General features: G+C 65.4%; 13 protein-coding genes. 3 read left to right on the top strand and 10 right to left on the bottom strand.

Going from position 1 to position 14,129, the window contains the following annotated elements; all coding sequences use genetic code 11:
* Positions 1 to 9: 9 nt before the first annotated feature.
* From FAZ69_RS07420 to FAZ69_RS07405, 4 genes are read right to left on the bottom strand one after another with little or no spacing between them, the layout of a single operon-like run.
* Complete coding sequence (locus FAZ69_RS07420) at positions 10 to 258, bottom strand: hypothetical protein (RefSeq protein ID WP_136893296.1); 249 nt, start codon at positions 256 to 258, stop codon at positions 10 to 12.
* A 48-nt stretch (positions 259 to 306) separates the two neighbouring features.
* The gene (locus FAZ69_RS07415; RefSeq protein ID WP_136893295.1) at positions 307 to 1,383 is read right to left on the bottom strand and encodes a glycosyltransferase family 4 protein; all 1,077 of its coding nucleotides are present in this window, start codon (positions 1,381 to 1,383) and stop codon (positions 307 to 309) included.
* Positions 1,383 to 2,630: an oligosaccharide flippase family protein gene (locus FAZ69_RS07410; protein ID WP_136893294.1), complete on the bottom strand. Its 1,248-nt coding sequence runs from the start codon at positions 2,628 to 2,630 to the stop codon at positions 1,383 to 1,385. The genes FAZ69_RS07415 and FAZ69_RS07410 overlap by 1 nt, the downstream gene beginning before the upstream one ends.
* 37 nt (positions 2,631 to 2,667) lie before the next feature.
* Positions 2,668 to 2,949 carry a hypothetical protein gene (locus tag FAZ69_RS07405; protein WP_136893293.1) on the bottom strand — a complete coding sequence of 94 codons (282 nt, stop codon included), beginning with the start codon at positions 2,947 to 2,949 and terminating at the stop codon, positions 2,668 to 2,670.
* Positions 2,950 to 2,967: 18 nt separating this feature from the next.
* Here FAZ69_RS07405 and FAZ69_RS07400 point away from each other — a divergent pair, with 18 nt between their 5' ends.
* Complete coding sequence (locus tag FAZ69_RS07400) at positions 2,968 to 4,191, top strand: glycosyltransferase (protein WP_136893292.1); 1,224 nt, start codon at positions 2,968 to 2,970, stop codon at positions 4,189 to 4,191.
* 15 nt (positions 4,192 to 4,206) lie between these two features.
* On the opposite strand, the gene FAZ69_RS07395 is transcribed toward FAZ69_RS07400, so the two are convergent.
* On the bottom strand, positions 4,207 to 5,448 hold the full coding sequence (locus tag FAZ69_RS07395; protein WP_136893291.1) for an acyltransferase family protein: 1,242 nt from the start codon (positions 5,446 to 5,448) through the stop codon (positions 4,207 to 4,209).
* 373 nt (positions 5,449 to 5,821) lie between these two features.
* On the opposite strand from FAZ69_RS07395, the gene FAZ69_RS07390 reads away from it, so the two are divergent.
* Positions 5,822 to 7,258, top strand: coding sequence for an O-antigen ligase family protein (locus tag FAZ69_RS07390; RefSeq protein ID WP_206171176.1), 1,437 nt, complete (start codon positions 5,822 to 5,824; stop codon positions 7,256 to 7,258).
* A gap of 12 nt (positions 7,259 to 7,270) precedes the next feature.
* Positions 7,271 to 8,479, top strand: coding sequence for a glycosyltransferase (locus tag FAZ69_RS07385; protein ID WP_136893290.1), 1,209 nt, complete (start codon positions 7,271 to 7,273; stop codon positions 8,477 to 8,479).
* A 691-nt stretch (positions 8,480 to 9,170) separates the two neighbouring features.
* Here the strand turns inward: FAZ69_RS07385 and FAZ69_RS07380 are convergent.
* The 5 genes from FAZ69_RS07380 to FAZ69_RS07360 form a co-directional block, all read right to left on the bottom strand.
* Positions 9,171 to 9,395: a SymE family type I addiction module toxin gene (locus tag FAZ69_RS07380; protein ID WP_136893289.1), complete on the bottom strand. Its 225-nt coding sequence runs from the start codon at positions 9,393 to 9,395 to the stop codon at positions 9,171 to 9,173.
* 484 nt (positions 9,396 to 9,879) lie between these two features.
* Positions 9,880 to 11,625, bottom strand: a complete 1,746-nt coding sequence (locus FAZ69_RS07375) for an FAD-dependent oxidoreductase (protein WP_136893288.1) — start codon at positions 11,623 to 11,625, stop codon at positions 9,880 to 9,882.
* A 442-nt stretch (positions 11,626 to 12,067) separates the two neighbouring features.
* The gene (locus FAZ69_RS07370; protein ID WP_240702143.1) at positions 12,068 to 12,358 is read right to left on the bottom strand and encodes a hypothetical protein; all 291 of its coding nucleotides are present in this window, start codon (positions 12,356 to 12,358) and stop codon (positions 12,068 to 12,070) included.
* On the bottom strand, positions 12,358 to 13,143 hold the full coding sequence (locus FAZ69_RS33795; RefSeq protein WP_240702135.1) for a hypothetical protein: 786 nt from the start codon (positions 13,141 to 13,143) through the stop codon (positions 12,358 to 12,360). Before FAZ69_RS33795 ends, FAZ69_RS07370 begins: the two co-directional genes overlap by 1 nt.
* Positions 13,144 to 13,409: 266 nt before the next feature.
* Positions 13,410 to 13,997, bottom strand: a complete 588-nt coding sequence (locus tag FAZ69_RS07360; protein ID WP_136893362.1) for a DapH/DapD/GlmU-related protein — start codon at positions 13,995 to 13,997, stop codon at positions 13,410 to 13,412.
* Between the last annotated feature and the right edge of the window lie 132 nt (positions 13,998 to 14,129).

The raw sequence follows: 14,129 nt of genomic DNA, 5'->3' as shown, positions 1-14,129 counted from the left end.
GGAGCGGGCTTATTTGAAGAAACGGCACACGAGGTCGGTTTCGAATTGATGGACCCACGCGCCGGGAGGGTCTGCCCGGTACGATTGCGCCCAGCATCCCCGGCGCACCGTCACGTGGCGTTCGCTATGCCCGCCGATGGTTTCCTCCGAGCTGCAGAAGACGTCGAAGTGCATCGGCGCGAAGCCGCGTCTCGCGCACGCGAGCTCGAATGCTGCGCGCTCGTCGAGCGGCAGGTCGGTGTAGTGGTGAAGGTCCATGTTCGTTCTCTCCCGGTGAAGCGCAACGGCAGCAGCGCTTCAGCTTCATCACGACGGCGCCGAGCCCGCCTGCGCCGTGACCTGGCGCGCGACCGCCAAATAGCGCTCGGCCGAATCCTGCAGCGTGAGGCCGGTCAGCGTGCGCCCGACTCGCCGCTGGTCCAGCGCCGCGATGAGCGCGCGCGCGTAGGCCGTCGTGTCGTCGGTGTCGAGCAGTTGCACGTTCGGAAAATCCTTCGCGAACGCAAACGGCACGATCGTGCTCGCGACTACCGGAATCCCCGAGGCCAGCGCTTCGAGAAACGCGATGCTGTGCCCTTCCGAGCGCGACGGCATCGCGAACACGCTCGCCTCCGACAGCACCTTCGACACATCGGAGCGCGGCCCGTCCACCATCACGCGTCCCGCGAGCCCCAGCTTGTCGACGAGGTCGAGCACGGCCGCGTAGTACGCCGGATCTTCGATCACGCCGAACAGCATGAGCCGCGCGTCGCTCACTTCGCGCGCGACCTGGCCGAACGCATGCACTGTCTGCAGCTGATTCTTGACCGACGTATAGCGGCCGATCTGCACGATGCGCGGCGCGCGGATCACGTCGCTGCTCCCCTGGTCCGCAAAGCGCGCCATGTCGACGCCGTTCGGGATCACCGTCATCAACGGATGACGGCCGACCGCCGCGATGTAGTCCTCGACGTTCGCCTGCGAGACACCGATCACCGCCCGCGCGCGCGGCGACAGAATGCGCTCGACGCCGCGAAACACGCGATGCTCGAAATCGTTGGTCGCCGAATGCATCACGTAGACGATCGGCGCGCCCACCGGCAGCGCGCGCACATAGAACGCGGGAATCGTCGCATGCGCGAAGATCACATCGGGCTTCTCGCGGCGAATCACGCGGTACAGGTGCCAGAGCTTGCCGGGCATGCGGTGCGTCCTGCGCGGAAAGCGGCACGGTACGCCGTTCGTCCGCAGCTCGTCGGCGAGCGGCGCGAAATCGTCGTGCTCCGGCACGAGCGAAGTGACGCACACCGGATGCCCGCGCTGCCGCTGATGGATGGCGAGGTCCTTCGCGAGCACCTCGGCCCCGGACAAGCGCGGCGCGAGGACGAGGTGGAGAATGCGCATCACGACACCCTGAAGGTCCGGTACAGCATCCACAGCGTCGCCGTGCCGAGGCCCGCCGTCATGCCCCAGGCGATCCCCGTCACCCCCCAGAGGTGCGTCGCGGGCGGCACCACGGCGAACAGCACGATCACCTGCATCACCGATGCCTGCGTCGCCGCGCGCGCATCGCCGACCGCGCGCAGATACGACACGAGCACGGCGATCAGCGCGCCGAGCGCCATGTTGACGACGAAGATCTTGAAGAGCGGCACGGCCGGCATCCACGCGGGGCCGAGCACGAGCGAGAAGAGCGGCGCGGCGAGCAGGCGCAGCGCGATCACGACGAGCACGAGCCCTGCGCCCGCCGCTAGCAGGTAGAGCTTGAAAATGCGCGCGGCCGCATGCGGGTCGTGACGGTGATGCGCGGAAAACGTCGGGAACAGGTACTGCGACATCGCGATCGCCGCGTCGGCGAGCAGCATCTGCGCGAGCCGCGACGACATCTGATAGGCGCCGAGCTGCGCCGGCCCGAGCAGCTTGCCGACGAGGATCTTGTCGAACTGGTTGAGCACGAGGTTCACCACGCTGCTCGCCCAGATCCAGCGGGAAAAGCCGATGTAGTGGCCGATGCCCGACCACGTCACCTTGAGCGGCGGACGCGGCTGCATGGTGGCCCAGGTCAGCGTGCTCTTGAGCGACTCGCCGAGCACCATGCCGATCAGCACCGCATACGCACCCGCTCCGGCCAGCGCGCACGCGAGCCCGATCGCGCAGTCGGCGAAGGCCGCCGAAATCTCGACGCCCGCGATGTGCTGGAAGCGCCGCTCGCGCTGCACGACGAAGTAGGCCGGCGAGGCGATGCCGCGGATCAGCGGCAGCGCGGCGGCGAGCTGCAGCAAGAGGAGCGAGCCGCCGAGATGGAACTGGCTCTGCATGAGCGGCGCGAACGCGACGAGCAAGAGCGCGACGAACATGCCGCGCGCGGCGAGCGTCGTCCATACCGCCGAGAGCTCGGCGCGCGTGGGCGACTCGCGGCCCTGAATGACGGCCTGTGCGAGCCCGGTATCGGAGAGCGATTCGGCGATGGCGACCGCCAGCAGCGCGACGCTCACGCTGCCGATCGCGGCCGGCCCGAGAATGCGGCCGATCGCGAGGAACTTGACGGCCACCAGCCCGCGCACGATCACCTGTTGCAGCAATACCCAGGTGGCGGCGCTCGCGCCGAAGCTCGCCTGCATCGAAAATGCCGGAAGCCTCACAGATCTCACGCTGTCCCCCGTTGCATGTCCACAGCGAATAACGTTATCAAACACACGAAAACACCGGACGGGCGCTGGCCCCGCGCATTCGCGCGCGCCACAGTCGTCCGTACCGCCCCGCGCCCGGCAACGATTGCAAAATTAACCTTTCCATCGTGGACTTGAGCGCCATCTCGTAGGCGATATCCGCATTGGCGTTTACATCCACACTGTCTTTTTTCGCCAGGAAAACGGCGAAATTGGCGGTTCCGTGCCGGCCGGGGGTGGTAGGGTTGAAGCCAATCCGGCGCTTCTGCGGTGCAACGCGCCCCAAAACCCCGCCCGACATTCACGTTGTAAAGACGAGATGGCTCACGCAAAAAAGCACGCGGCGTCACGCGAATTCGTGCTGATCGTCGAACCGAACTTCACCGGACACCGCTGGCGCTACGCCGAGTGGGCCGCCGATGCGTACACCGAGGCCGGGCATCCGTGCATCATCGTCACCGAGTCCGGCAACGAAGACCATCGCCTCGCACGCAAGATTCTTGCCGCGAACCGCCCCGACCTCGAAATCGCCTTCGTCGACCCGCCCGAGCTCGACCGCGGCCTCCGGCTCGACCGCATCGGCTACGTGCGCTATCACCGCTATTTCCAGCATGCCTACCGGATCCTCGCCAAGATCCATCCGCTCGCGCTCGTGGTCGTGCCCTATGTCGACTACTTCTTTTACGCGCTGCCGTTCCTCGGCTCGCCGTTCGGCAAGACGCCGTGGGTCGGCATCACCATGCGCGCGACGTTCCATCACCGCAAGGTCGGCGTGAAGGCGCCCGATAGACCGCTCGTCAACGCGGTCAAGGCGCGGCTCTTCCGGCGCGCGGTGAAGTCGGCCGGCATGCGCGCGTTGCTGTCGATCGATCCGACCCTGCTCGAATGGTGCGGTGCGCGCGCGAAGCCGAAGCATGGCGCGGTAATCGAATACCTCGCCGACCCGTTCCCCGACGCCGTCGCCGAAGACCCGCAGGTGGCCCGCGCGCGGCTCGGGCTCGAGCCGGGGCGCTACCTCCTCGTGTACGGCGCGATCACCGAGCGCAAGGGGATCCGCGAACTCGTCGAGGCGCTGATGGAGATGGACGATCCGCCGACCTTGATCATCGCCGGCGAGCAGGACCACGAGACGCGCGAGTTTCTTCAGGAGAATGCCCTGCGCATGACGCCGACGCCGCTGATGCTCGACTCGTTCATCAGCACCGAGACCGAGTTCGACCTGTTTTCGGCGTGCGACGCGGTATGGCTCGGCTACAAGGGTCACTACGGAATGAGCGGCGTGCTCGTGCAGGCCTATCGCTTCGGCAAGCCGGTGATCGCGACGGCCGACGGGCTGATCGGCTGGTTCTGCCAGACCGGCGAACTGGGGCCCGTGGTGCAGAACCTCGCGCCCGACACGATCGCCTTCGCGGTCGACGAGGTCTTCTTTTCGCGGCACCACGGACGCAACCCGGGGCATTCCGAGCGCGAGCATCTGCTCGAGAAGAACACGCTCACCCAGTTCAAGCTCACCTTGCAGCAGGCGGTCGGCTGGGCACGGTAATGCGCGCGACGGGCGTCACGACGGCTGTTGGCCGACGCCGCCCACGCCCGGCACTTCCTCGAGCTTCGCCGCCGTCTGCGGCGCGCTTTCGGCCTCCTTCTCTCGCGCCGGCGCCTTCGCCGCCGCCACGTCGAGCACCTGCTGGCGCGCCGGGAACAGCGCATTGCGCAGGAGCAGGAACGGGAACTCGATCAAGCGCGTCGTCACATAGCCCACCCCGATCGCGATCGCGGCCTGCGCGGCGAACACGATCGCCCACGCGGCAAGCGGCGGCACGCCGAGCGCGGCGGTCTGGTGGATCAGGATCTCGCCGGGCGCGAGCGCGATCGAATGCCAGAGGTAGATCCCATACGAGTACACGCCGATCCACGCGATGGCGCGGAACACGAGCGATCGGCGAACCTTCGCCGAATACTCCAGCACGAACACGATCAGCGCGACATAGCCGATCGCCTGGATCGTGTAGCCGATGCTTTCGTCGATTGCGAAGTGCCGGGTCGCGACGAGCACGAGCCACGCGACGAGCATCGCGATGAGCGCGATCAGGAGCCCCTTGCGCTGCGCAAAGCGCCGGTACGTCTCGGGCTTCATCCAATAGAGCACCGCGAGGATCACGCCGGCAAGCAGGCTGTCGATGCGGTACTGCGTATAGGCGAACGCGGCATCGAGATCGCCTTGCGCGACCACCGCGCTGCGCGCGATCAGCACCACCAGGCAAATCGCGCCGAGCACGCCGAGGATCGTGTTCGCGCGCACGCGCCAGTGGGCGAACAGCAGCAGGAGCGCGGGCAAGAACAGATAGAAGTGCTCTTCGACCGCGAGGCTCCACGTCTGCGTGATCGAAGTGCCGAAGTAGTTCTGCAAGTGCGCGAGGTTCTGCCAGAGGAAGGTGCTCGCCGGGTGACGCCCCGCCAGCACGTGAAAGAGGATCAGCACGTAGTACGCGGGCCAGATCTTGAAGATCCGCCGCACGATGAAGCGGCGCGCGTCGACGCGGCCCGTCTGCGCATATTGGCGCAGCAGCAGCCCGCCGACGAGAAAGCCGCTCAGCGTGAAGAACAGGTTCACGCCTTCGCGCCCGAAGTGCGTGAGCGGATACTCAATGGCCGAGATGAACCAGTAGCCGGTATGAACCGCGCGGAAGTGATAGCCCATCACGGCAATGATCGCGATGCCGCGTACGAAGTCCAGCTCGATCGTGCGATCGCGGACGATCGCCTTGGCGCCCCCGGCTAGTGCGCCCCGAAATAGATTCATCCAGCTTCCCCCGGCAGAACTTCACGTTCTGCTTGGTCAAATCATTAAACCATGGCTTGCCTTCGCATCTTCGTTCGGCCTGCCTGCATTCGTCCGCCAACATCACGGCAGGTGCGGACATGTCAGCAAGGCATATGCCCGCTTTGGTGGGGAAACCGTCTGTCGCACAACGCCGATTCGTAGTCGTTTCACGCCGACGCGGGCTGGAACGCTACATGCTGGCGGTATAGTCGGTTGAAACATCGGGCGCATCGGGCCTGCCCGCGCCGAGGCGCGGAAAAGGCCCTGAAAACAGGGAGAAACGCCTTCCATGGGAGAGACAACGTACCGGCACGAGCCTGCCGGAAGGACCTTCGTTGAACGAGAACCCGCCATGCGCAACAGTTTCGCGAACCTCTGGATATGGCTGCTTCTCTGTCCGCTCGCGATGGACTACAAGGCAGTCGACGATCAATCGAGCCATCTGGCGCAAGTCCTCCTGACCTTGCCGGTAATCGCTTCGGGCGTTGCGCTCTGGATGATCGCCCCGCGCTTCGGCGTCACGTCGAAACTGCGCCGCTTCGTCACCTTTTCGCTGATCCTGTGCGTGCCCGCGAGCGTGATCACCCAGTTGCTGCAAGGCAACGATTTCGGCAACTACCTGCGCGTGCTGCTGCCGTTCGGCCTCTTCATGCTCGGCTATCTCGCCTGCTGCCGTCCCTGGCAGGACGCACGCATCGAGCAGATGGAAAAGGCGATGTTCTGGGCCAACGCCATCTGCCTGATGTTCACGTTCGTCTACGGGATGGCCACCGGCGGCGCGCTCGAGGATGTGCGCTACCGGATCGTCTCGCCGACCTTTCTCGCGCTGCAGGCGGTGCTGCTGCACGAGTTCGTGATCGCCAAGCGCTTCACGCCGTTTACGCTCGCGCTCTTCATGGGCACGGTGATCGTCGAGCTGCTGAGCGTGACGCGCAGCCTCCTGCTCGGCACCGCACTGCTGTTCGCGCTCGCGACCTGGATGAGCGCGCCTTCCCCGCGCTATCTCGTGCGCGCCGGGATGCGCGCGCTCGCGACGGGCATCGTCATCGCCGGCATGGCGTTCGCGGCGAGCACGATGTTTCCGGGCGTCGGACAGCACTGGATGCAGCGGATCCTGTTCGCCTCGGAGGACACGAAGACGGGCATGGACCCGACCACCATCACGCGCCTTGCGGAAATGGCGGACCAGTACGACCAGGTCACGGCCTCGCCGACGACCCTCCTCACCGGCGTCGGCTACGGCCACATCTATCACTACTCGCCGCGCTATCTGCCCGATCTCAAGGGGCAGATGAGCAAGAAGGATTTCTACGCCGTGCACGACTGGGCCGCGGGCCACAATTTCTGGGTCTATCAGCTGTTCGCGGGCGGCGTGCTGTTCGGCCTCGCGATGCCGATCGCGGTGCTGTACGCGCTCCTCAAATGCACGGCGACCTACCGGCGCTGGCGCGCCAGCGCGCCGGCCGCGCCCTACCTGCCCGTGCTCGGGCGCGCGATCCTCGTGACCGCGGCGCTGCCGGCGACGTCGATCGGCGGCAATCCGCTCGGGCCGCGCTTTTCCGGGCTCGTGTTCGGCGTGTCGCTCGGGCTGATGGTCGCGATGTACGTGCAGTTGAAGCGCCTCGCCGCCATGCATCCGCGTCATCAGCCCTCGCCGCAAGACCGGCGGCGCAAAACCGAGCCGCGCCGCGAACCGGGCTTTGCGCCGGCGCGCGAGAGCGCCGTCGACAGACAGCGGCGGCTCGAACGCGCCGAGCGTATCGGCGAGCGCACCGAGCCAACGATGTGAACGAGCCCCCCAATGAAAATCCTGCACCTGCTTGCGACGCTCGACCCCAAAGCCGGCGGCCCCACCGAGGGCGTGCGGCAAAGCGGCCTCGAGCTCGCCGCGATGGGCCACGAGGTCGAAGTGGCCTCGCTCGATGCGCCCGGCGCGCCGTTCCTCGCGGGCTTTCCGCTGCGCGTCACCGCGCTCGGCCCGGGGCGCGGCAACTACGGCTACACGCCGCGCCTCGTGCCCTGGCTGCGCGAAACCGCGCCGCGCTTCGACGCCGTGATCGTCAACGGCCTCTGGCAGTACCAGAGCTATGGCGCGTGGCAGGCGCTGCACGATCTCGGCGTGCGCTACTACGTGTTTCCGCACGGCATGCTCGACCCGTGGTTCAAGCGCACCTATCCGCTCAAGCATCTGAAGAAATGGCTCTATTGGCCGTGGGCTGAATATCGCGTGCTGCGCGATGCGCGCGCGGTGCTCTTCACGGCGGAAGAAGAGCGCCTGCTCGCGCGGCAGTCGTTCTGGCTCTATCGCGCGCAAGAGCGGGTCGTCTCGTACGGCACGGCAGCGCCGCCCGGCGACGCCGCGCGTCTCAAGGAGCAATTCCTCGCCGCGCATCCGGCGCTGCGCAATCGCCGCCTGCTGCTTTTCCTCGGGCGCATCCACCCGAAAAAAGGCTGCGACCTGCTGATTCGCGCATTCGCGAAGGCGGCGCAGCTCGACGCGGGCGTGCATCTCGTCATCGCCGGGCCGGACAGTGTCGGATGGAGCGTCACGCTCAAGACGCTGGCCGACACGCTCGGCGTCGCTTCGCGCATCAGCTGGCCCGGCATGCTGCAAGGCGATCTCAAGTGGGGTGCGTTCCATGCGAGCGATGCCTTCGTGCTGCCGTCGCATCAGGAGAACTTCGGCATTGCCGTGGCTGAAGCGCTCGGATGCGGCGTGCCGGTGTTGATTTCCGACAAGGTCAACATTTGGCGCGAGGTGGCCGCGGATGGCGCGGGGCTCGTCTCGGCGGATACGGTGGAGGGATGCGAGGACATGCTGCGCTGCTGGCTGTCGCTCGATGCCGCCGCGCATCAGACCATGCGGGCGCAGGCTTCGGCGACGTTCAGGACGCGGTTTACCGTTGCGGCGATGGCGCGTGATTTGATCGAGGTGCTGCAAGGCGATGCGGTGAGCGCGCAGGCTGGCGATGCGCCGTCGCTCGGTGATGTGTCGGTTTCCAAGTCGTGAAGATCGTCGCTGGTTTGAGGTTTTTGTCGCGGAAACTTTGAGTTCGCGCCGGTCCGTTTAGTCCGTCCCTCCCCGGGACCGGGGTCACTTTTGTCCTTGCCAAAAGTAACCAAAAGCGCGTCCTCGGCGGACGGCCTCGGCCGAAACGCACTCAGTCCTGTTGGCCGTAGCGGTCTTTGGGTTCCAGCCTCACCGCGCGCCGAACCGCCGAAACGCACGCGGCTCGTGGTTGCCTCGGCTTCGAATCAAACCCATGTCGGCAGTCGAGATGCGCCGGAAAAGGCTCGTCTTGCAACGCATGCCCCACGAAACCTAAATCCGCCCTCTTGGGCATGGCCTTCCGTTCAGTTGGGTTTGAGGCTCATGCGCGAGGTTCAGATCGCGGCACGCGAGGCTTTGAGGCTCATCCGCGAGGCTCGGACCGCGGCGCGCGAGGCTTTGAAGCTCACGTGCGAGACTCAGACCGCGGCGCGCGAGGCTTTGAGGCTCATGCGCGAGGCTCAAGCCGCGGCGCGCGAGGCTTTGAGGCTCACGTGCGAGGCTCAGACCGCGGCGCGCGAGGCTTTGAGGCTCATGCGCGAGGCTCAGGCCGCGGCGCGCGAGGCTTTGCGGCTCATGCGCGAGGCTCGGATCGCGGCACGCGAGGGTTTGAGGCCCATGTGCGCGCCGGGTTCGCTGCCTATGCGATCACTCACGCAGGCGTGATCACAAGCCGTTCTTGTTGGACTTCGATCTTGAGTTGCTGATGGGGTTTGAAACCGGCGTGCTCGAGCCATCGTCCGGAAAGCTTGAACCAGAGCATGAGGGGCGGGCCGTTACGGGGCCGAGGCGAGTAGGGCCGCCAGCGACGGGATTGCTGAATCGTGACGCGGCGCTCGGAGAGAGCGGGACGTGAGGTAAGATCGGCGTCAGCCATAGTCGACTCCTGTAGAGAGTTGATGGTGGTCAGCGGGTCGTGAGTGCTGGTAACACTTGCGGCCCGCGCTGCGTTTACGGCGTCAAATGCGCGTGCGCCTCCTGTGTGAGCGGTGGAGTTGGGTGAAAGTCACCGGACCACTGTATGGGTGATCAGTTATCCGATCAACCTATCCGTTCGGCCATGTGACCGGAAGGCGAAGAAGGGATCGGAGCGCTGCAAAATCGACGCCGTCAATGTGTTTCGAAGCTGGGCGACCACGAGCCGCGTGCGCTTCGGCGGTTCGGCGTGCGGAGACGCTGGAACCCAAAGACCGCTACCGCAGACAGGACTGAGTGCTAACGGGCCAAGGCCGTCCGCCGAGGACGCGCTTTTGGTTACTTTTGGCAAGGACAAAAGTGACCCCGGTCCCGGGGAGGGACGGACTATACGGACCGCCGCGAATTCAAAGTTCCCGCGACAAAAACCTCAATCGACAAAAACCTCAATCCTTAGCAGCCCGCGCAGCAGCAGCCACATGCGCGAGCGAGGAAGCCGCGAACGGCAGCGTCTCCACTGGCTTCGATTCCGGCCCGCGCCACTCGCCGCCGAGCGCATCGGTCGAAGCGATCACCGCCTCCGGGCTGCCCAGCGCCTGCGCGAGATGCCCAGCGAGCCGCAGCGCGAGCGCCGTGATCGTGATGGTCGGGAAGTTGGCGCCGACGGTCGGAAACACCGAGCTGCCGGCGATATGCAGGTTGCTCATGCCATGCACCTTGCAATCGCGGTCGACGACGCCCTCTTTCGGCGAATCGTGCATGCGCGTGGTCCCCATGTGATGCCAGGTGCCCTCGAGCGCCGCGGACCAGGCGCGTCCCTGCAGCGGCGCATCGAGCGCCACCTCGGCAACGCCGCCCGCGCGCAGCGCCTCGGCGACCAGCGCGAAGGTGCGGTCGAAGGTGCGCTGCACGAGCTCGTCGAGTCGCCACTCGACCTTCACGCGCGGCATCCCCAGCCGGTCGCGCACGCCCGACAGCGTCACGCGGCTGTCGCGGTTCGGCGCGGCTTCGACGATCGCCTGCATCTTGACGTCGGTGATGAGCGAGCGCGGCTGCAAGAGCCGCGTCAAGCCGAAGCCAACCGTATCGACCGGATGCGCGGCCATCGTCGCCAGATCGTCGCGCAGTTTCCAGCCCGGCTGGTCCTTCTTCAGGAGCGCCTGCTTGCAGCGGATCAGCGCCTCCGCGCCCGCGCTGCCTTCGCCGTAGAAGAGCGAGAAGAACCAGACGCGCGCGTTGAGCAGACGCTCGCGCTCGAGCACCTCGTGCGTGAGCGCGAACTGCGACGAGATGAACGTGCCGTGCGCCGACACCGCCGCGTTCTGATAGTGGTATTTGATGTCGTAGAGCTTGTTGCGCGCCCACGCCTTGTGAAAGCGCACGCTGCCAGACATGAGCCGCGGATGGTCCGCGAAGTAGCGCCCGACGACGTCGTTGCCGTTGCCGAGCCCCGCCGCCTGCACGCGGTTCGACGCGAGCAGGAGCCGTGCATTCTCGATGCCGCCCGTGGCGAGCACGTAGCGCTTCGCGGTCACGGTCATGCGCCGGCCCGTGAGCGTCGCGACCTGGATGCGCCTGACCGTCTTCGCATCGGCATCGGTATCGATGTGCGTCGCGTTCGCGTAGAGGAACACGCGCACCTGCGCGGCGCGCTCGAGGTCCTGCCGGTAGAGCTTGCCGAAGCGCGCCGGCGGGCTGAACTGCGAAACGGTGTCGCGCACGTCGCCGGTCACGAGCGGCACGCGCCGCACGTCGGCGCGGCCGATCTCGCCCTCCCAGTAGGCCGGGTCGAAATTGTTCGGGCCGAGCTTGAGCAGGCGATGCGTGCGCGCGTAATACGGCGCGAGCTCGTCGAGGCCGAACGGCCAGCCGCTGTGTGCGACCCAGTCGCGCTTGTCGAAATCCCACGGATCGAGCGGCCGGCACCAGCCGCCCCAGCAATTGCTGCTGCCGCCCAGATAGCGGCTGCGGCTGCCGTCGGCGAACGTGTAGGGCAGGCCGGCGTTCTCGCCGCGATAGAGGTCGCGCGTTTCGTCATCCGATTTGTAGCCGCCGCTCTCGAGCAGGCACGTATCGATGCCGAGGCGATTCATTTCGAGCGCGAGGGTGATGCCGGCGACGCCTGCCCCGATGATGCAGACCGTCGTCTCGACCTCGACGCCCTCCTCGACCCCGCGTGTATCTATGAACATATCCCCATGCTCCCGTCTTCTTTGCTTTGCAGCGTTCCAGCGGTCTCGCAGCCAGCGTCGTTTGTCCCGCGCGCAACATGTCCCCCGACGTGTTGCGTCCAAGTGGTCGCGCGGCGCTCATTCCGTGCTCCCAACAAACAAACACTCGTATGCAATCTTCGAACGGCGGCGCCCTCGCCGCCCGCCAACATCGCTGCGCCGACAGCCAAGCCGGAAAGACAGCGTGCGGCACCGCACATCCGGCGAACGCGTTGCACAGCGCGTGGTAATCCGCGCGAAAGGCGGATGCAAGTCCGCGCCGACCCGGGATGCCTGCCGCCTTGCGGCGCGTCAATAGAACGCTTGCCGGCGGGTCTTTTTTGAAAGGGGACACACGTGTGAGCAACTGTTGCTCGCGGCCGACATAGAGAGGAGCCGCCGAACAGCGGCCCTGATATCGGTATTACTGCCCGGCAGGGGTATCGTCGGGAAGCGGAGGGACTTGCAGCGAAACCTTCAGCATCGGTTTCAGCGATGGATGATAAAGAGCAAGGATAGAAAGCGCTGTAATTCCCAAGCGCCGGGCGACATCTTCGCCGAGTTCGTAATTGATGCTTGCCAAAGGCCAGTCGGCCACGACTTCGCTCCCTCGCAAAGGCGCAAGATCGGAATCTTTAAGGGCGCAAACCGATAGCTTCTCAGTCGTCTCGTCATAAGACACGACGAACGAACGTTTAGATGGAGTTGGTGTCATCAATACCCTCTGCATTGGTTGTATAGCCGGAAGGCGTTCGCCTTGCACGAGACATAGGTATAAGGATCGCTCGACATGGCTGCATAAAGTTTGCACGACTCGAGCCGGGCCTCGTATTCGGCGTAACACTCCGCTTCTTGCGCTTCGCCCACGCCGCGAGCTGCAATGTCCATGACGTCCCCGCCAACGGACGATTCGCCCAGTTCAAACGGTTGCGCGTCGCCAAGCGGCGTCGATACACGGCTGCCCGCGTCGAACTGCGCGCGAAACGGTTCATCCGATAGCGGCGTGCTGGTTCGTACGGTCTCCCGCCAGCGCCGCCGGGACACCTCGTTCAAGTGCCGTTCCAGCGCGCTGCCATTTTCCACACTTCGCCATCTCGGACGAAGTTGCCAGCGTCCGCCTTCCGGCACCCCGGGATCCTCTATCCACTCGACCAGTTGGCGTTTCCACCACCCCAGCACTACCCAGCGCCCTCGGTCGATCTGATGCCTGAGCGCTTCCAATCGATTGACCCGTATCGCGTGCTCATACACCGGCGCGCGACGCCAGCTTGTGTCAAACGTGTCGTCCAGGAACTCGGCAAGCTGGTAGCCGCTGACGTGCCCCGAATCGAACTCGATGTTCCTGTGCATCAACGCCGCACGCGCCTTGCTTTCGATCGCATTCCACGCAGCGAGTGGATCGGAGACCCAAGACGCGTCTTCCGGCTCCAGGTCGCGCATGCGGATCAATTCAGGCTGCGAACCAAAAGTGCGTGTGCGCAACCTCTTCGCCGCGCTCATCGGGCGCGCTCCGGGCATGCTGCACGCTTAGCCTCCCGTTGAACACGCCGCAGCGCCGCGAGTTGGACCGTAAACTGATCTATAGACCGCGGTCGCGCGTGACTCGGCTTATCCATCGCTCATCTCCTTCAGCTTTTATTTTTGGAGAGAGCAACGTAGTCGAATGACCGCAAAGCACGCTATAGGAATAGTCCCAAAAGCAGCAACCGTAACGGTTACCGTCAGGACAGCCGAACGCAACCGTTCAATGTCCATTCAGAAAGACATTACGAGGGACATCGCCCCTCAAACCGCTTCCGAATAAACCGGCAAGGATTCCCCCCATACACCCCTTCAGGCGCAAGCGACCGATGCACCACCGACAGCGGCGTGACCACCGCCGAGCGTCCGATCGTCACGCCCATCTGCACGACGCATTTCGACGTGATCCAGACCCCGTCCTCGATGACGATGGGCTCGACGTGCAGGTCCATCGTCGTGCTCATATCGTGCGAGCCCGCCGTCAGAAACGTGCCTTGCGAGATGCAGACGTTCGAGCCGATGCGGATCAGCGCCTGGTTGTAGATCCAGACGTCGACGCCGAACCAGCAGTGATCGCCGACTTCGAGGTTCCACGGCGCCTTCACGCGCAGCGGATGCGGAAAGCGGCAGCCTGTGCCGATCTTCGCGCCGAACAGGCGCAGGAGCGCGACGCGCAGCGCGCTGCTCGGCACGAGCTTGTTGTTGATGATGCAGGCTTCAATCGCGAACCACGCGGCCTCGATCAGAAAGCCGCGCTTCGCGACGTAGTTGCCCTTGCCCGCGCGGCTCAGGTCGATGACTTTCGCGGCCGGCTCGCGCCGGGCTTCCGGCATGGGGCGTTCATGCTGCCCGCCGACTTCGCCGTGTTCGATGATTCGCTCCATCTCTGCAACCCCCAGGAACGTTTCTGGCTCGCGTTGGAAGACATGGTTCGTCTTCGCATTCGCGACGCTCGATATGTCTGC

This window comes from Trinickia terrae (assembly GCF_005144415.1).
Lineage (GTDB): Bacteria > Pseudomonadota > Gammaproteobacteria > Burkholderiales > Burkholderiaceae > Trinickia_A > Trinickia_A terrae.
This window is presented reverse-complemented; position numbering and strand designations above follow the sequence as displayed.

Excerpts from the sequence above, each read along its gene's own strand:
- FAZ69_RS33795 (WP_240702135.1), bottom strand. The coding sequence starts at position 13,143 with ATGAGCGCGGCGAAGAGGTTGCGCACACGCACTTTTGGTTCGCAGCCT.
- FAZ69_RS07380 (WP_136893289.1), bottom strand. The coding sequence starts at position 9,395 with ATGGCTGACGCCGATCTTACCTCACGTCCCGCTCTCTCCGAGCGCCGC.
- FAZ69_RS07390 (WP_206171176.1), top strand. The coding sequence starts at position 5,822 with ATGCGCAACAGTTTCGCGAACCTCTGGATATGGCTGCTTCTCTGTCCG.
- FAZ69_RS07375 (WP_136893288.1), bottom strand. The coding sequence starts at position 11,625 with ATGTTCATAGATACACGCGGGGTCGAGGAGGGCGTCGAGGTCGAGACG.
- FAZ69_RS07420 (WP_136893296.1), bottom strand. The coding sequence starts at position 258 with ATGGACCTTCACCACTACACCGACCTGCCGCTCGACGAGCGCGCAGCA.
- FAZ69_RS07415 (WP_136893295.1), bottom strand. The coding sequence starts at position 1,383 with ATGCGCATTCTCCACCTCGTCCTCGCGCCGCGCTTGTCCGGGGCCGAG.
- FAZ69_RS07360 (WP_136893362.1), bottom strand. The coding sequence starts at position 13,997 with ATGCCGGAAGCCCGGCGCGAGCCGGCCGCGAAAGTCATCGACCTGAGC.
- FAZ69_RS07370 (WP_240702143.1), bottom strand. The coding sequence starts at position 12,358 with ATGACACCAACTCCATCTAAACGTTCGTTCGTCGTGTCTTATGACGAG.
- FAZ69_RS07395 (WP_136893291.1), bottom strand. The coding sequence starts at position 5,448 with ATGAATCTATTTCGGGGCGCACTAGCCGGGGGCGCCAAGGCGATCGTC.
- FAZ69_RS07385 (WP_136893290.1), top strand. The coding sequence starts at position 7,271 with ATGAAAATCCTGCACCTGCTTGCGACGCTCGACCCCAAAGCCGGCGGC.
- FAZ69_RS07400 (WP_136893292.1), top strand. The coding sequence starts at position 2,968 with ATGGCTCACGCAAAAAAGCACGCGGCGTCACGCGAATTCGTGCTGATC.
- FAZ69_RS07405 (WP_136893293.1), bottom strand. The coding sequence starts at position 2,949 with ATGTCGGGCGGGGTTTTGGGGCGCGTTGCACCGCAGAAGCGCCGGATT.